Here is an 18,031-nt window from a genome sequence, read left to right on the forward strand (position 1 = left end):
ACCTCTCTTCGGCCGTGTCCGAGACTGCCTATCGGGCAGTCCGGGCACAAGGCCCGCACGCTCCAAGCGTCTTACCTGTAGAGCCATTGGAACGCGAACTGCCACGGGCCCGCTGCCGTATCCCACCGGCGCTCTCATCCTGGGTGACCGACGCGGCAGTCAGCCATCGGGGAGACGGCAGCTCGGAGGCCACCCGGAAGTCCTGCTACGGCACCAGGTGGCCGATCACTACCAGCGTGACGTCCCCACTACGCGTACAGGAGCCTACGCAGGCGTCAACTCACTGAGGGCCCCTTGTAGGGCTTCGCTCTTGAGAAGGGTCGCCGCAGCCAGTTTCCGCAGATCCTCGCCAGTCAAATAGCGGTAGCTCTGCGGTGGATGGAACGAGCCGGAGGCCCTGAGAGCCGCCAGAGGAACCGGCTCCTCGAAGGCGACCGGCTCCTCCAAGGAGAGGCCGCTGGCCCGGGTCGCGCCGCTCATGTAGTCGTCGTACTCCCGACGGCTGATGCCAGTGCTCGTGCGACTGGCGGTCCACACCTCACGAGGGCTGGCCACCTGCACCGAGGCGATCCTCGCCATGCCGACGATGGCCATCGTCGGCGCGGTCGCGTAGAGGAGTACGGGCGTCCCAGGAGGAGCGGCGACGCGTTGGCGGCGTACCTCCACCGTCTTGGTGCCGGCCAGGATCGCCGTCGCGAACCTCGGGTGGACGGACAACAGCATCGCGCGCTCCGGATCGCTCACGTCTTTCGGTGCCCCTCTTCGTACACGGCCTGGAACAGCGCGTTGTCGATCTTCGACAGCGACATCAGCGACAACCGTAGCCCCAGCCCGTTCGCCAGCGCGGTCAATCGCGAATGCGTCACCTGTACGGGAAACAGCTCCGTGTCCGAGAACCTCAGCGCCATGACCCGGCCCGTAGCATCGGCTGCCGCACGCACTTCGGCACGACCATATACGCCCAGGTGTTCGAATCGCGAGAAGAGGGCGTCAGGGTCGCCGATGACCACCTCGTCGAGGCGCGAGCAGCCGATCACCATCTTGCCCTGCTGCCCTGCGGACCCCTCACTGACGTACCAAAGGATCCGAGCGGGGACGCTCTCGCCCCGATGGCCGGCCGACCGGTAGTACACGTGCTCGCGACTGATTCCGAGTACGTCGTCGCGCGGTACGAGCATTGCCGGAACGTCGAAGAGCTCCGTGGACCAGCGCGGCTTGACGGGTGCGATGAAGGTCGACAAGGCAGAATCGACCAGCTTCGCCGGCCACCACACCCTCTCGGCGATGCTCGCGATCTCCGCTGGCGCACGGGTGTCCAGGACCGGCGTCACAGCGCCGGTCCGCCCCGCGATCTGCCCGGCGGCCCCGGAGACCGCCTCCGTCGGCCCGCACACGTCTACCAGGAGCGCGGTGAAGCCCTTCTCGTCCTCGACGAAGCCGTCGGGGCCTGCTGCGACCACAGCCGCCCTTGAGGGGCCGGGGTCGATGATGCGCACGGCCTGGGCGCCCCGGTCCCGCCCGAGCCTCTTCAGCATGAAGAGCAACTGGCGGGCCAGCGTCTCTTCCAGAGCGTGCGATGCGGTCCTCAGGAGAGGAACGTTCAGCGTGCGGCCGTCCAGCGCCCAGGCGTACAGCGCGACAGGGCGCCCATCGCCGTCCCGGATGAGTTCCCTGCGCCACAAGACACCGTCACGGGCAAGGCTGGTCAGACGCTCCGACAAGCCGACTCCACCGTCACCACCGGCCTCGTCGAAGAAGGCGACGAGCCCCTCTTCACTTCCGGGCTCGACCTCGGCGGCGGAGAAGGCCGTTCCCATGAGATCGGCAGGGCGATACATCTGGGCTTGGCGGAGTTCGTCCACATGGAGCGTCACGGCCTCGGGAGAGACCACCCTGACGCGCGCCACCTCCCAGGCGATGTCTGCCAGCGCCGCCAGGTCGGAATCACGGGTCACCAGTACCTGCAGGCCAGCACAAGACGTCTCGGCCACGTAGCGCAGCCGCGCACGCAGGCCGACATCGATCACAACGCCGGGCATCTCCTTGCCCACCGCTGCGGTCAACTCCTGCTGGCGGCTGACCACCGCGGCGGTGTCGGGCGCCAGGGAGCGGAGCCTGGACAGGCCGGCACGTTGGTGGTTCCGCTCCTCCCGGTCCTCCACCGCTTGAACGTGCAGGAGGAGCTGCGGCGTATAGGCGAGCTCGACCAGGTCTGCGAGCCACCCGGCCTCAAGGGCCCTCGCTTCCTCGACCGCACTCTCGGCACCCGTGCCGTGAAGCCCGGAGAAGACCGTGTGGTCGACCGTCACGACCAGCAGGGCGTCGCTCTGCGCTCCCGTGAACAGGTCGTCGTGACCGTGGTCGAGCCACCAGGTGTCGAGGGTCTCCTTGTCACTACCCCGCCCGAGGCCCTCGCCCTTCGGCACGAAGCCCAGGCCGCTCCAGGTGGCGCTGAGCCCGTAGTCACGGCGACACCTGGCCCTGATCCCGAGCCTGTGACTTTGACTGCGCCGCAGTTCTGCGATCAGGAGCCTCGCGACCCCCTTGCCCCGGTGCTCCTCCGCCACGCACAGGTGCACGAGGCGAACGTGCTGGCTACGCTTGGGCAGTCCGAAGAGCGCGTATCCGACCAGCTCACCGTGGTCCAACGCAACGAGCAAGCCACCGTCGTCCGCGTACTTCCGGTACGCGGGTGGCGTGAGCAGACCGAGCCGCTTCGTGTAGCGGTTGCCCAGGGCGATGGCCGCACCGAGCATCTCCGACTGCTCTCCGGTCACCGGCAGCACTTCGATCACCGTGTTCCCCCTCCGCTTCCGTGAGGATCGGGTCGATCACTCCCAGCGCATGGTGTCGAACCATGGGTGAGCGGGCCACCGTTTGACCAATTTCAGCCGTGTTGGCTTGAATTGACACTCCACGGCGGCGGTGCGGCGGCGGCCACCCCAAGCAGACACGGGAGCGCGACCCTACGGGGTTACCGAATGAACGCTGAGCAGTTGTCCGGAGGTGGAAACAAAAGGCAGTCGTAGGGGCGTGCCAGCGCCGCGGGACGCCAACGTCCGGAAGGTGATGACCGCCCAACGCAACCGGGACACTGCGCCGGAGCTGGCGCTGCGCCGCGCCCTTCACGCGTTGGGCTTCCGCTACCGCGTGGACCTGCCGATCCCAGGAATGCCGCGTCGGCGCGCTGACGTCACCTTCACACGCTGGCGGACGGCGGCGTTCGTCTAAGGCTGTTTCTGGCACGCCTGCCCGACACATCAGCACGCTCCGAAGCACAACTCCGAGTGGTGGGGCAGGAAGTTCGACACCAACGTTCGCCGGGACGAGGAGACCGACGCGCACCTCGCGCTCCTGGGCTGGCTACCACTCCGCGTCTGGGAGCACGAAAGCGTGGACGGTGCTGTTCGGCGCGTGACGGCGGCCCTCGCCACCCGGGGCCATCCCCTCGCCCTGCGGCTGGACGCCCGGGACGTCGACACGTCGCTCCAGGCCGGAACAGCACCCCCACGGTCGGCGGCGTTAACCCGCTCAGGACTGTGGAACTCCCGCTGAGACGCTCGGCTCGTCTGTTGCTGGCGGGTGCGCGTACATGCCCTCACTGAACGGGGTGAACCAAGCACCGAACGGCATGGGCGCCACCCCAAGGCGGAGCCGACCCCGCTCTCATCGATGCCGTCCATCGAATCGCCGTACAGCCGCTCGAGGCCCACGGGGGCCAGTAGGCTCTCTCTGTGTCCTACCAGCGGCGTCTGCCGGGCTGGGATGCAACTGGTGACATAGGACTCGGGCAAGACTCGGGCTCGCGCCACGATGCACGGAACGACAGGCGATCCGGGAGCGGAAGTTGACACGGGTGGGTATCGAAGAGGTCGACGAGGCGGACGAGGCGGTGCCAACCGTCGGCCAACTAGTTACGGTACGTAATCGGAACTGGGTAGCCACTGCCGTGGAGCGCTCCTCGATCACGGTCGAAGAGCCGGGCAGTCCACTGTTTGCCGAGGCGCAGCACCTGGTCTCCCTGGTTTCGGTGGACGGTGACTCCGGTGACGAAGAGTTGCGCGTCCTGTGGGAGCTGGAGCCCGGTGCCACCGCCCGTGAGCAGCACGCCTTGCCGTCTCCGGTGAGCGGGTTCGATGACCCGGCGAAGTTGGATGCCTTCCTTGACGCTGTGCGCTGGGGCTCGGTGGCAACAGCGGACAAGACGTTGCTGCAGGCGCCGTTCCGCTCCGGCGTGAAGCCGGAGGACTACCAGCTCGACCCTGTGGTGCGGGCGCTGCAGATGCCGCGTACGAACCTGCTGATCGCGGATGACGTTGGTCTCGGTAAGACCATCGAGGCAGGTCTGGTAATGCAGGAACTGATGCTGCGGCACCGGGCGCGGACCATGCTGATCGTGTGCCCGGCTTCGCTCACTTTGCAGTGGCGTGATGAAATGCGCGACAAGTTCGGCCTGGGGTTCAAGATCGTGGATGCGGAGCTCCTGAAGGAGCTCCGCAGGTCTCGCGGGCTGTACGCGAATCCGTGGACGCACTACCCGCGATTGATCGTCTCGATCGACTGGCTCAAGCGGGAGCGGCCCATGGCGCTGCTGCGCTCGATCCTGCCGCCGGCCCCGCAGTATCCGCGCGCCTTCGACCTCCTCGTCGTCGATGAGGTACACACATGCGCGCCTTCGGGTTCCGGGAAGTACGCGGTCGACTCACAGCGCACCGACGCGATCAAGACCTTGGCCCCGCACAGCGAGCACCGGCTGTTCCTGTCGGCGACGCCGCACAACGGCTACTTGGAATCTTTCACCGCCCTGTTGGCTCTGTTGGACGGCCACCGCTTCGCCCGCACCCTGGAGCCCTCGGAGGAGGCCAAAGCGCAGGTGATGGTGCGCCGACTGAAGCGGGATCTGCCGCCGAACTGGGACGGTAGCCCGCGCTTCCCAGAACGTGATCTCGACCATCCTCTAGAAGTCGTCTACGATGCCGCGACCCGCGACGCCTACGCAAAACTCGACCTGTACGCGCAGTCCCGCCGCGAGACGATCTCCGGACAGCTGACCTTGCAGGGCACTGCGCCAAGCCGGGCTGCGGACTTCGTCGTCACGCTACTCAAGCGCCGCTTCCTGTCCAGCCCGAAGGCCTTTGCCAATACGGTGGACACCCATCTGAAGACGATGCTCGCCCGGGGGAGGCACAACGAAGCCGAGCTGGAGTACGACCGCGGCACGTACACGGTGGCGGAGAAGGTCCTCGCAAAGATGATCGGGCAGCTGGACGAAACGGCTGAGGACGATGCCGCCTTCGCTGAGACAGCCCAGGAGGCCCTTGCCACAGTTCGTCGGTTCGCCCCGCCGCTTACCCCCGCCGAACAGAAGCTGTTGGAGGACCTGCGCGACTGGGGGGACCACAACTCGGAGAAGTCCGACGGCAAGTTCACCGCCTTCCTCGGCTGGCTGCGCGCCACCGTGCAGCGAAACGGAACCGATGGGGTGAGCGGCAGCTGGGACGGCGAGCGGGTCATCGTGTTCACCGAATACCGCGATACCCAGCGCTGGCTGCACGAACGACTCATCAGCGCCGGTGTGCCGAACGAGGCGATCGCCCAGCTCTACGGCGGCCAGGACCGCGATGAACGCGAGCGCGTCAAGAACGTCTTCCAGGACGACCCGGGCGTCGACCCGGTGCGGATCCTGCTCGCCACCGACTCCGCGAGCGAGGGCATCAACCTGCAGAACCACTGCCACCGGGTCCTGCACTGGGAAATTCCGTGGAACCCCAACCGCCTGGAGCAGCGCAACGGCCGAGTGGACCGGCACGGACAGACCGCGGCGAAGGTCGAGATCGTCCATTTCGTGCCCGAGGGCTGGGACCAGCAGCGCGAAGAGGACACCGGATTCACCGAGGGCACCTTGGAGGACGCGATGGCGTTCCTCGGCGTCGCGGTCCGCAAGGTCGAGCAGATCCGCACCGACCTCGGTAGTGCCGGAGAAGTGATCGCCAGCCAGGTCGAGCAGAAAATGCTCGGCAAGCGCTCCAGCTGGCAGACCACCGACAGGGAGATCCAGCGTCTGGCCGGCAAAGCCGTACTGAAGATCGAACGGAATCTGGCGCACGACCTCCAGCAGGCCCAGGAACAGCTCACCCGGACCCGCACCGAGCTGAATCTGAACCCGGAGACGATCGAGCGGGTCGTACGGACCGCGCTCCGCCTGGCCCACAAGAAGGATCTGATCGAGACTTCGTCGCCCAGGGGAGTCAATGCACGGTGCTTCAAGCTCCCGGAACTGAAGGAAGGCTGGGCGCAGGCACGCAACGACGGCCTGCGGCACCCGGTCAGTGGCAAGGAGCGCCCTGTCACCTTCGACCAGAACTACGCCGGACGTACTGACGTCGTGCTGCTGCACCTGAACCACCGCCTGGTCGATCTGTGCCTGCGTCTGCTACGCGCTGAACTGTGGTCCCAGGACGAGCACGGCGCGTATCTGTCCCGTGTCACCGCCCGGATCGTCCCCGGCGACCTGCTGCGCAACCCTGCAGTGATCGCTCACGGCCGCGTCGTGCTCACCGGCAACCGAGGAGTGCGTCTGCATGAGCAGATCGCCCTGGCCGGAGGATCCATCGAACACGGCAAACTGGTGGTGGAGAAGAACCCGGAAGCCCTGGAACAGTGGCTCACTGCCGCGTCGCAGGAGGCACCGCCGCCCGAGTTCCTCGACCGGCTCACCGCGCTGTGGGGCGTACTGGAGACCCCTCTCAGCAAGGCGCTGCAGACCGAGTCCAACAAGATCGCACGCAAACAGCGCAAAGTCCTGGACAAGCGCTGCGAGGAAGACGTCAAAGCAATGCAGTCGGTACTGACCGAGCTGGAGCGCAGCATCCGGGACTCCCTGAACTCCAACCCGCTCTGGCGCCAGGACTCCCTGCTGGCCCCCGACCCGGAACGCGACCAGCTCAGGAAGGACCGCACGGAACTGGAGGCACGCCTCGCCGCCGTCCCTGAACAGCTCGTGTCCGAGGCGGCGGCCCTTCGCCACCGGTACGCGGACCCGGTCGCCCGCCGCTTCCCCGTGGCGGTCACCTTCCTCGTCCCCGCCTCCCTGACCGTAGCCGCTCCTTCCCACCAGGCAGGCCACTGATGCCAACGCGCACCCGCTTCCCGAAAACGGAGCAGCAGACCCCGATCGAGCAGCACGCCGAGTGGCTCAACCTGCTTCGTCCGGACGGGCCGTTCCTCACCGCGAAGATCCTCGCGGACGCATTCCCGCAAGGCCTTGACGTTGTCGACACTCCCCTGCGCGGCCGCCTCCGGCAGGCCTGGGCCGAGCTTCAGGCCGAACCGGCGACGCTGTGCAGCGCCTGGCAGCACCTGATCCTGGAAGAACTGCTCGGCTACCAGGGCCAGGCACTGCGCCAAGGCTCGATGCTGCCCCGCGAACTCACCGACCACCCCGGCACAGCCCCCGACGCATTGCTCATGGGCCCTCCCGACCCGACCAGCGGCATGCCCGGCGCGGCCGAACGCGCCCTCATCTACCGCCGCCCCTGGGGCGAACCCCTCACCCGCGCCACGAAGGGCTTGCCGTCGGCGGCCGAGCAGGCCGCCGAGCTGTGCCGGCGTCGTGCCGTCCCCCTCGCGCTGCTCACCAACGGAACCTTCTGGGTCCTCGTCCACGCCCGGCCCAAAGCACCGACCTCGGTGGCGGTCTTCGATGCCGACACCTGGTTCGAGGAACCGCTGCTGCTGCGCGCCTTCACCTCGCTGCTCGGTGTCCGCTGCGCCGCGATCGCGCCCAAGGACAGCGAGGGCAAAGACACCGACTCCCTCGCCGCCCTGTTCACCCGCACAGCCGACGACACGACCGCCGTCACCAAGACCCTCGGCAAGCAGGTCCGCGCGGCCGTCGAACTCCTTGTCGCGGAGCTCTCCCGCCTCGACCGTGAGGCCGACGGCGTCGTGCTGGAAGGCGTCGCGCCGCGGACCGTCTACCGCGCTGCGCTGACCGTGATGATGCGGATCGTGTTCCTCCTCTACGCGGAGGAACAGGGCCTGCTCCCGGCCGACGACGAGCTGTACGCCGACTCGTACTCGGTCACGAAGCTCTACGACCGCCTCGATCAGGACGACGCTGACATCGCCGACCGCTGGAAGGCCGCCTGGCCCACCCTGCTCGCCACCTTCCAGGCCATCCACGGCGGGGCCCGGCACCCGGACATGTGGATCCCCGCATACGGCGGATCGCTGTTCGACCCGAAGCGGTTTGCCTGGCTGGAACGCCTTAAGGTCACCGATCGTGTCGTCTTCGCCATGCTTGACGCCCTAATCAAACTCAAGCGCACCACGCCTGCAGGCAAGGTCACTTCGACGGAACGCCTGTCCTACAAGGGCCTCGACGTCGAGCAGATCGGCCATGTCTACGAGGGCTTGCTCGAACACTCCGCCATTCGGCTCGACGAGACACGCCTCGGGCTCAAGGGCAAGGCTGGTGTCGACGTCAAGCTGGCTGACCTTGAAGAGTGGAGCGCGGCGGGTCACCTCCAGGCCAAGACCGTCAAGCTCGCCGGCCTGACGGCGAAGCAGTTCACCGCCGCAATCGCGACCGAGCCGACCGGCGCACAGATCGGTACCCTCGACGCAGCCTGCGACAACGATCCCGAGCTCGCCGACCGAGTGCGGCCATTCTTCGGCCTGCTGCGCTCCGACCTGCGTCACGAGCCGGTTGTTCACCCTGCCGGGACGGTCATCGTCACCCAGGTCGGCGACCGGCGCGACTCCGGCACGCATTACACACCGCGCGCGCTCGCCGAAGAGATCATCCTGCATACCCTCGACCCGCTGTGCTTCTCACCCGGCTCCCCGGACGGTGTTCCGCGACCCGCCGATGGGAGCCAGCCGCCCGAGTGGCAAGTTCGTCCGGCATCGGAACTCCTGGCGCTCAAGGTCCTCGACCCCGCAATGGGCTCCGGCGCGTTCCTGGTCTCGGCATGCCGGTACTTGTCGGAGCGGGTCGTGGAGGCATGGGACCGCGATGGGCTGCCGGACGCGGTCGGTGCGCGTCTCGACGAGCATCGCGAGGACCGCGACGCGAAACTCCTTGAAGCCTGTCGCATGGTTGCCGACCGCTGCCTTTACGGTGTCGACACAGATGAGATGGCGGTGGAACTCGCCAAGCTCTCTCTTTGGTTGGTCACTCTGGCGAAGGGCCGTCCGTTCAACTTTGTTGACCACGCGCTACGCTGCGGCGACTCCCTCATCGGCTGCTTGACGGCGGACCAGATCGAAGCCTTCCACCTCAACCCGGGTGAAGGCCATCGCCTCAACGCTCGTCTCAGCGGGGAAATCGACAAGATCACTGGCCCGTTGCTCTCGCAGGCAGCGGAGCTGCGCCGTGACATCGAGCAACACGAGGTCGTCGACATCCGAGACGCCCGGGCGAAGGCTAAGAAGCTCGTCGAGGCCGAAGCGCTGACGGAACAACTTCGCCTTGCTGCCGACGCTCTGGTTGCGGCGAAACTATCCACCGCAACGACCAAGTCCAATGATGCGTACGATAACCGCCTCGCTTCCATCGCCGACCTCGTTGAGCAGGCGCTGCTGGGAGACAAGGCCGCAGCAGCCGAGGCCCGCACGATCGTCGATGGCTGGCTCCTCGGGTCCAGCGGCGGGTCGCGCACGGTCCCGCTGCGCCCGCTGCATTGGCCGCTCGAGTTCCCTGAGATCTTTGCCGATTTCACGCGCGGCGATCACCGCTTCGACGCTGTAGTGGGAAACCCACCATTCTCGGGCGCAATGGATATCCGCAGCCGAATTGGTATTGATTGCTTGAGCTATATTGGGCAGGTTGTCGCAAATGGCTCGACAGCTGGAGGCAGGGCAGATCTGTGCACCTATTTCCTACTAAGAAATTCCCAGCTTGCCCCAAAGCGGCGTATGGCAATCATCGCAAGCAACACGATTGCCCAGGGAGATTCCCGGGAGGTTGGCATCGCGAGGGCGATGGCGCATGACTGGGAGATCTTTCGCGCAATCAAATCTCAGCCGTGGATCGGTGCGGCAAATGTTTTCGTATCGCTGATTTGGTTGAGAAGTGACGGACTCGACGATCAGGCAATTCTCGATGGTGTCAGCGTGCCAAGGATCGACTCGAGCCTGACTCGACCATCCCGAGTAACTGGCGACCCGCATGAGCTCAAGATGTTTTCTGGGCGATCCTCGCAGGGGTGCATCACGGTTGGCACGGGCTTCGTGATTGAAACGAGCAAAGCCCAGGCGCTCATCGCCGCCGACCAACGCAATCGCGAAGTAGTCCGCCCATACCTGATCGGCGATGACGTTAATAACGATCCGCAATCACTGGCGAGTCGCTGGGCTATCGATTTCTTTGAAATGTCCCTTTCGGAGGCGCAAGAATATCCGGATCCGCTCGCCATTGTCGAGCGCGAAGTCAAGCCTTGGCGGCAAGAAGTCAAGCCCAATGGTGAATATGTACGCCGCAAGCCGCTGCCGCAGCGCTGGTGGCAGTACGGGGATAAGCGAAAGGCGATGCGTGACGCCATTTCGAGTCTCGATAAGGTAGTCGTTATTGGCCGGGTAAGCAAATACGGCCTCCCGAACGTTGTCCCAACTGGCCAGATTTACTCTGATCAGTTGGTCGTCTTTTATGAATCTGATCACGCCGCCATGCTCGCACTACTCACCAGCGCCTGGCACTTCAACTGGTGGACGGTCAAGGGTGAGTCGACGATGAAATCAGACCCCCGCTACACCCCCTCCGACGGCTTCGACACGTTCCCGCAGCCGGAACTCACCCCGCGCACCCGGGCTGCCGGCGAGGATCTAGATACCTACCGTCGCCATGTCCAGCTATCGCGGACACCACAACTCGGCATGACCGACCTCTACAACGAGGTCCACAACCCAGCAAACCTCGACGCCGATATCCAGCGCCTGCGCGATATCCATGTCGAGATCGACGAAGCCGTCACTGAGTCCTACCTCGCCCACCCTCTCGCGGCGCACTTCGGCTGGACGCCGCTCGTGCTGAACCACGGCTTCCACGAGACAGTCCATGGCCTGCGCTGGACTGTCGCCCCGGATGTCCAGATCGAGATGAACGACCGTCTCCTCGAACTCAACCACGCCCTGTACGAAGACGAGGTCCGCCGTGGCCTCCACAACAAAAAGGGCCCCGCCAAGCCCAGGAAGACTGTTGTCCCCGCAGCGACCCCGGATCCCGGTGATGGGCTCTGGTAGGGGCCTTCCAGCACCGGAGCCCACGTGCGGCACAAGCTTTGGCTGCGTTGCGCCGCGCTGTCAGTGGCTCGTCCTATCGTTGTGACCCATGAGCGATAAGTTGCCGCCCGCGACGTCGAACAGCCCGGTGCTGGCTGTCCCGTCCCCAGGCTCGATACGTGACGAGCTGGCCAAGCTCGTGGTGCTGGACCTGCTCGGACCGGTGGGCGGCGACCAGGAGGAGGTTGCTGACTCCCCGACCGACTGGTACGTGCTCGGGCGGCTCGCGCCGAACGGCACAACGATCGTGCCGGAGGAGATGGACGCCTCGCTCGGCGACAGTGAGCTGCCGGGCACGGATGAAGGGTCGCCGGACACGGACGCGCCGAACGTGCCGAGTCTGGCCCCGTCATCGGTCGGATTCACCGCGCGGGTACGCGGTGATGCCGACCGGCTGGAGGTGACCGGGCGGTGGGCACGTTACGTCCGCTCACACTCGACGGATCCGAGCATCGAAAAGCTGATCTGGCGGCGCACGCCCCACACCGGCTGCGTTCCGGTCAAGCTGGTCGAGGGCCTGGTCGAGGCTCTGGTGCTCGACTCCGAGGACGAGAAGGTAGTGCTGCGCGGCCGGGTGCGGCGTTTCCATGACGACTGGCTGGTCACGCTCTTCCTTGTCAATACCACCGAGACCGACTCCAACTCCGCGCTGCACTGGGTGTTCCAGGCCGAGCTGTCAGCGGAGGGCGTGGACGGCGCGGCGGTGTTCCTGCCCCGGCACGAGCCTGGATCCGGAGGCGATGCCCTCGACCAGGGCGAGCAGCGGCGGTTGGCCATGGCCTACCGGTTCAGCCCGGAGTTCGCGGTGGGGCACGCGACAGGGGTGAGCGCGACGGCCAGTGGCTCCGACCCGATGAGAGCGGTCTCTGTCTACACCAAGGCCGCGCCGGAGTACGACATCGCGCAAACCGACGCGCCGTCGTTCGACAGCGATCCGGACCTCCCGGAGCTGGTGGACCTGTTGGTCGACATGGAGGAACTCGGCGCGTGCGAGCCGCAGCGCCTGCGAGCGGGACTGATGCCGCTTGTGGCCGGTTATCGGGCGTGGATCGAGCGGGCCGAGGCGCGGATCGGACAGGACGGCCAGTATCTCGACGAGTACGCAGATCAGGCCGCGGAGGCGCTGGCCGAGGCGAAGCGGGCAGCCGACCGGATCGAAGCGGGCATCGAGCTGGTGCTCGGTGACCCGGATGCCCTGGCCGCCTTCCGCTTCGCGAACAGCGCGATGCACCTGCAGCGTATCCACACACGGGTCGCCTCCGCCCGACGCCGTGACGGATCCCGCGACCCTGACTCGGTGTTCCGCGACGAGGACAAGCCGGCCAACCGCTCCTGGCGTCCCTTCCAGCTCGCGTTCCTGTTGCTGAACCTTCCCGCGCTGACCGATCCGGCGCATCCGGAACGTGCCACGGGAGCCGAAGCAGTGGCGGACCTCCTGTGGTTCCCCACCGGTGGCGGCAAGACCGAGGCGTACCTCGGCCTGACCGCGTACACCCTCGCCATCCGCCGGCTGCGACCGGACCTCGGCGGTCTCGACGCGGGCCACGGGGTCGCCGTCCTGATGCGCTACACCCTGCGGCTGCTGACGATCCAGCAGTTCCAGCGTGCCACGGCGCTGATCTGCGCGTGCGAGGTCCTGCGCCGCGGCGACGAGGCTCGATGGGGTGCAGAACCGTTCCGGATCGGCCTGTGGGTCGGGGGGAAGGTGTCCCCGAACACGACCGACAAGGCCATGGACTGGGTCAAGGACGTCCGCAGGGCGAGCGGGAAACCCCATCAGAACTCTGGCAGCCCCTACCAGCTCACCAGTTGCCCATGGTGCGGAACGAAGATCGAGAAGGGCCGGGACGTCCAGGTCGACAAGACCCTTCGCCGCACCTTCCTGCGCTGCCCCGAGCTGTTCGGCTGCCCCTTCGGCGGTGGCGACCCGAACGGTGAAGGTCTGCCGGTCGTCGTCGTTGACGAGGAAATCTACCGGCTGTTGCCGAGCCTTGTGATCGCGACCGTCGACAAGTTCGCGCAGCTCACCTGGAACGGGCGCACCCAGGCCCTGTTCGGCCGCGCCTCCCAGCACTGCTCCCGGCACGGCTACGTCACCGCCCAGATCGCCGAGGAGGACTGGGAAGCCACCAGCCATCTCGCGGAAGGACGCTATCGCGCCGCTACGCTCACCGCGGCCATGCCGGTGCGTCCCCCGGACCTGATCGTGCAGGACGAGCTGCACCTGATCTCCGGTCCGCTCGGTTCGCTGACCGGCTTGTACGAAGCTGCCGTGGACCGCCTTGCCACCTGGGAGTACGCGCCGGGCAAGACGGCGCGGCCCAAGGTGATCGCCTCGACGGCCACTGTGAGGCGCGCCGAACGGCAGATTCATGCCCTGTTCGACCGGCGCACCGGGGTCTTCCCACCACAGGGCCTGGAGATCGGGGACAGCTTCTTCGCCAGACAGCGGCCCAAGGACTCGCACCCCGGCCGCCGCTACATCGGGATCTGCGCGCAGGGAGTGCGCACGAAGTCCACGATGATCCGGGTGTACGTCGCGGTGCTCGCCGCCGCGCAGACCGTGCACAAGAAGTACGGGCACAACCCGGTGACGGATCCCTACATGACCCTCGTCGGCTACTTCAACAGCCTGCGCGATCTGGGCGGCATGCGTCTGTCGGTCGAGGACGATGTCTCCACCCGACTGGAGCGGATCAACGAACGCGGCTTGTCGAGGCGCTACGACCTGCGGCTTGAGGAACTCACCTCGCGCCTGACCTCGGAGAAGATCCCGGACATCCTGCAGCAACTGGAGTACACCTTCCCCCGGGCGAACAAACTGACACCGATCGACGTGCTCCTGGCAACCAATATGATCGCCGTCGGAGTCGACGTCTCCCGCCTCGGCGTCATGATTGTCGCCAACCAGCCGAAATCCACCGCCGAGTACATCCAGGCCACCAGCCGCGTCGGCCGCGCCGCCCCCGGCCTCGTCTTCACCGTGTTCAACTGGGCCCGCCCGCGCGACCTGTCCCACTACGAGACCTTCGAACACTTCCACGCCACCGTGTACCGGCATGTCGAAGCGCTCTCGGTCACCCCGTTCGCCGAACGCGCGATAGACCGTGGCCTCACCGGGGTACTGGTGGCGCTCGCCCGCAACCTCGAGGCCGGCGACAACGGCAACCTCGGTGCGCAGACCTTCGATACGCACAGCAGCAAGGCCGACCACATCGTCCGCTACCTGGAGCGCCGCGCCGGCGAGGTCGCCACCGACCGGTCCGTCGGAAGCCGGGTACGCGAGGAACTCGACAGCATCCTGGACTTGTGGGCACGCGAACAGCGCCGCCCCGCCGCCCGACTCGCGTTCAACGCCAAGGGCAAGGCCGACGACATCGTTGGCTTGCTCCACAGCCCGGACTCAGGCCCGTGGAAGCGCACATCCTGTCCCACCTCGCTGCGTGAAGTCGAGCCAGGTATCCGACTGGTGCTGCGGACCGCTCCGGGTAACGCCGACGACCACGAGCAGCACCCGTTCCTCCCGCGCCCGAACCCGGACGCCAACGGCGCCGGACACGAAGGGGACCTCTCATGACCATCACCGCCGACGGGACGCGCTCGGCAAGCAACCTGCGGGTCGGGGAGCTGAGGCCCAGCCAACTGCTTCACACCTACGGTGTCGGCGCAGTCGCGGACCTCCCGAATCTCTCTGTGATGGTCCTCGGGCTCGACGAGTGGGAGCTGGAGAAGGCCGCTATCGTACCGGAGGAACGGCTGCTGGCGGCGGTGCGCAGCAAGGTCGGCGCCCAGGTGCAGAACCTGCGGATGCCTCCGTACACGCCGGAGGATCCAAACGACTTCACCGGCGCCTGGTCCCGGATCGGTGTGCCGGTCGCGGTGTTCCCGGGCTGGCTGCGCTGCACCGACACTCGGTGCAACCGGCTCGCCCCGGCCGATTCCGGGCTCTTTCACCTGCTGCCCAACAGCGTGGCACCCGACCAGACCCGCTTCGTCCACTCCTGCCGCGAGACCGGCCGTAAACGGCCGACCGCGGTGCCGGCCAGGTTCGTCTCTGCCTGCCCGGCCGGCCATGTGGACGACTTCCCGTGGATGTACTTCGTCCACCGTGGCGCCCCCTACGGGGCGGACCACACACTGAAGCTCGTCGAGCGCGGTACCACCGGCGAGGCCGCGAACATCTTCGTCGAATGCTCCTGCGAGGTGAAGGCCCGATCCATGGCCGAGGCGATCGGTACCCGTAGCGAACAGGTACTCCCTGCCTGCCGGGGTCGGCACCCGCACCTGGGAACCTTCGAATCTTGCACCGAACAGACCCGGACCATGGCACTGGGCGCGACGAACGGCTGGTTCGCCATGCAGTTGCGGGTTTTCTCCATCCCGCACGCCGAGAATCCGGTGGACAGCGCCGTGGCCGAACATTGGGCCGGGCTCCGGGTGGTGGCACAGCTGCCCCGCGAGACCGCGCGCCTGGTCCTTCCCACCCAGGTTATGTGGCCACAACTCGAACGCTTCGGCGCGGACGAGGTGTTGGACGCGATCTCGCGACACCAGGGAGAGAACCAGGCCAGCACCGCCGAAGACACCGACGCATTGGACATCTCCGGACCGGAATGGCTTGCCTTCATCGGCAGCCCGCAGAACCACCCTGACTTCAGCGTCAGCAACGAGCCCGTCCCAGCCGTACACCGCGACTGGCTCGGCCAGGTGCGCCTGGTCAAGCGCTTGCGCGAGGTATCCGCGCTATACGGATTCAGTCGGATCGACGCGCCGGAATGGGGCTCCGCGACCAGCGGAGGCGAGGCCCTGGAGGAGAACCGCGCGCCCCTCTCCAGCTCCGCGCCGATCTGGCTGCCCTGCGCGGAAACCCGCGGCGAGGGGATCTTCCTTCGCTTCGACGAGAAGCGGATCAGCGCCTGGGAACAGGACCCGAATGTCATCCGCCGGACCAGAACGCTGATGAAGGCACACGAGAAGTGGTGCACCCAGCGCCGCACCGCCGCAGAGTGGCCAGGCATCCGCTATGTGCTGCTGCACACCTTCTCCCACGTCCTGATCCGAGAGTTCGCTCTTGAGTGCGGGTACGGCGCCTCCGGAATAGGCGAGCGGATCTACGCGCGCTCCGGTGCAGATCCAATGGCCGGCATCCTGCTCTACACCGCAGCCCCCGACAGCGAGGGCACCCTCGGCGGGCTGGTCAGCCTCGGTGGACAGCACAGACTTGGTGCGTTGATCGATCAAGCGCTCGAAGCTGCGCGGCTGTGCGGCTCGGATCCGCTGTGCGCCGACCACGACCCGGTCGCCCACGGTCGCCTGCACGGTGCTGCCTGTCACGCCTGTCTGTTCGCGGCGGAAACGTCCTGCGAACGGGGCAACCACTTCCTCGATCGCGAACTGCTCGTAGAAACATTCAGCGGCCGACCAGGCGGGTTCTTCACAGCATGACCGGCCACAGCGTCTACGAAAGTGCGCCCAGCCTGCCCGAAGTACTCTCCGGCCTCGTCGCTACTCTCCCCGCAACGCACCTCGCTGCCTGGATCAACGTCCTGCGGACGATGCATGCCCCTGACGGACGCACGGAATCCCGCCTCGTCGCCGCGCACCCGGGCGTAGGTCTCGGACCGCGCGCTGACCTGCTGCTGTCCGCGTGGCGGTCCACTGATCCACAACTGCCGGGATGTGCCCTGGCCCTGGCCCTCGAAGCCGCCGGCAACCGATACGAGCAGGACCTCGCCACCCATCACGTCGAAATCGCCGTCTCAGGACCAATGAGCGACGCGGTGTCGGTCAGGCTCACCGCATCCGCCGCAATCCAGGTAATCCGGGCTGCCAACGCCACGCTCCTGGTCACCAGCTACGCCGCGTTCGGCATCCAGGAGATCGTCAGCGAGATCAGAGCAGCCGCAGACCGCGGCGTAAGCGTGGATCTGGTCCTGGAGACCGCCCGCGCTTCCGGAGGCCGACTGCACGGAGAGGGCGACGGGCGCACTGCGTTCTACGAACTGCGCTTCCATCCGGACGTACGCCTGTGGCAGTGGGCGAACAACGAGCGGCACGGGCCCGGTGGCCGATACGGCAGCATGCACGCCAAGGTCATCGCCGCCGACCGCAACATCGCCCTACTCGGCAGCGCCAACCTCACCGACAACGCATACAGCGACAACCTGGAGGTAGGTGCTGTCATCCGCGACCCCAGCGCCGTCACCAGTCTCGTCGATCACTTCATCAACCTGATGCACTCAACGGACGGTCCCTTGATCCGACTGCCCTGGCAACCAGCCTCATAGGGCCACACGCAAACCGCTGCCACACCCTGTGGGTGGCTGGTGCGATCGAACGAACAACCGGCCAGTTCCTTGCCGGTTCAGCCCCTGCTAGAGTTTTCTCCCCCTGTAGAGAGGGTAGTTGGCCTCGTAGATCACGCCCCTGAGTTCGATGTCTCTCACCTGGCGGGCAGCCGAAGATCCCTGGCTGTGGTGATGGGCGTAGTGGTGGAGGGTGCGATGCTGCGGCGTGCTCGGTAAGCACGCGGCAGATCGACTCGGCGCCGCCGCAGCGGGCCCCGGTCCGCCAGGCCCGCGCGGAGACAGAGGCGGACCTCACGAAGCAGATACGGACCATTCACGGCACTACGTGGGGAGCCTCCGGGAGACGGCGCCTCGGAACGGCGGCCACTCAGCCAGCAAAGGGCCAGCGCCGGTACGGCAGCCAGGAGCGGGAACTAGCCAACATGGCGTTACGGTGAATG

The 18,031-nt window shown here is 66.6% G+C and carries 9 protein-coding genes; 7 read left to right on the forward strand and 2 right to left on the reverse strand.

Annotated features, from left to right (window positions below; all coding sequences use genetic code 11):
• Positions 1-264: 264 nt before the first annotated feature.
• Together AB5J51_RS10510 and AB5J51_RS10515 are read right to left on the reverse strand one after the other, a co-directional pair.
• Entirely contained in the window at positions 265-744 is a 480-nt protein-coding gene (locus AB5J51_RS10510; RefSeq protein WP_327738249.1) for an ASCH domain-containing protein, read from the reverse strand.
• A complete protein-coding gene (locus AB5J51_RS10515) occupies positions 741-2,795 on the reverse strand; it encodes a GNAT family N-acetyltransferase (RefSeq protein WP_327738248.1) in 2,055 nt (684 codons plus the stop codon). The genes AB5J51_RS10510 and AB5J51_RS10515 overlap by 4 nt, the downstream gene beginning before the upstream one ends.
• 274 nt (positions 2,796-3,069) lie before the next feature.
• Between AB5J51_RS10515 and AB5J51_RS10520 the strand changes: the two genes are divergently transcribed.
• The 7 genes from AB5J51_RS10520 to drmC all read left to right on the forward strand — a co-directional run bounded on the left by AB5J51_RS10520 (position 3,070) and on the right by drmC (position 17,570).
• A complete protein-coding gene (locus tag AB5J51_RS10520) occupies positions 3,070-3,231 on the forward strand; it encodes a hypothetical protein (protein WP_369777523.1) in 162 nt (53 codons plus the stop codon).
• Between the two features lie 162 nt (positions 3,232-3,393).
• Positions 3,394-3,555, forward strand: a complete 162-nt coding sequence (locus AB5J51_RS10525; protein ID WP_369777524.1) for a hypothetical protein — start codon at positions 3,394-3,396, stop codon at positions 3,553-3,555.
• Between the two features lie 301 nt (positions 3,556-3,856).
• Entirely contained in the window at positions 3,857-7,129 is a 3,273-nt protein-coding gene (gene drmD, locus AB5J51_RS10530) for a DISARM system SNF2-like helicase DrmD (RefSeq protein ID WP_369777526.1), read from the forward strand.
• Positions 7,129-11,244 (forward strand): DNA methyltransferase, encoded by a 4,116-nt coding sequence (locus tag AB5J51_RS10535; protein ID WP_369777527.1) that lies wholly within the window; start codon positions 7,129-7,131, stop codon positions 11,242-11,244. Before drmD ends, AB5J51_RS10535 begins: the two co-directional genes overlap by 1 nt.
• A gap of 88 nt (positions 11,245-11,332) precedes the next feature.
• Positions 11,333-14,860 carry a DISARM system helicase DrmA gene (gene drmA / locus AB5J51_RS10540; protein ID WP_369777528.1) on the forward strand — a complete coding sequence of 1,176 codons (3,528 nt, stop codon included), beginning with the start codon at positions 11,333-11,335 and terminating at the stop codon, positions 14,858-14,860.
• The gene (gene drmB / locus AB5J51_RS10545) at positions 14,857-16,728 is read left to right on the forward strand and encodes a DrmB family protein (RefSeq protein ID WP_369777530.1); all 1,872 of its coding nucleotides are present in this window, start codon (positions 14,857-14,859) and stop codon (positions 16,726-16,728) included. Before drmA ends, drmB begins: the two co-directional genes overlap by 4 nt.
• Entirely contained in the window at positions 16,725-17,570 is an 846-nt protein-coding gene (gene drmC / locus AB5J51_RS10550) for a DISARM system phospholipase D-like protein DrmC (RefSeq protein ID WP_369777531.1), read from the forward strand. The genes drmB and drmC overlap by 4 nt, the downstream gene beginning before the upstream one ends.
• The last annotated feature ends 461 nt before the right edge of the window (positions 17,571-18,031 follow it).

The sequence above is a fragment of the Streptomyces sp. R33 genome, from assembly GCF_041200175.1.
Classification (GTDB): Bacteria; Actinomycetota; Actinomycetes; order Streptomycetales; family Streptomycetaceae; genus Streptomyces; species Streptomyces katrae_B.

Coding starts and splice junctions, on each gene's coding strand:
- drmC (WP_369777531.1), top strand. CDS start 16,725: ATGACCGGCCACAGCGTCTACGAAAGTGCGCCCAGCCTGCCCGAAGTA.
- drmA (WP_369777528.1), top strand. CDS start 11,333: ATGAGCGATAAGTTGCCGCCCGCGACGTCGAACAGCCCGGTGCTGGCT.
- AB5J51_RS10535 (WP_369777527.1), top strand. CDS start 7,129: ATGCCAACGCGCACCCGCTTCCCGAAAACGGAGCAGCAGACCCCGATC.
- AB5J51_RS10520 (WP_369777523.1), top strand. CDS start 3,070: ATGACCGCCCAACGCAACCGGGACACTGCGCCGGAGCTGGCGCTGCGC.
- drmB (WP_369777530.1), top strand. CDS start 14,857: ATGACCATCACCGCCGACGGGACGCGCTCGGCAAGCAACCTGCGGGTC.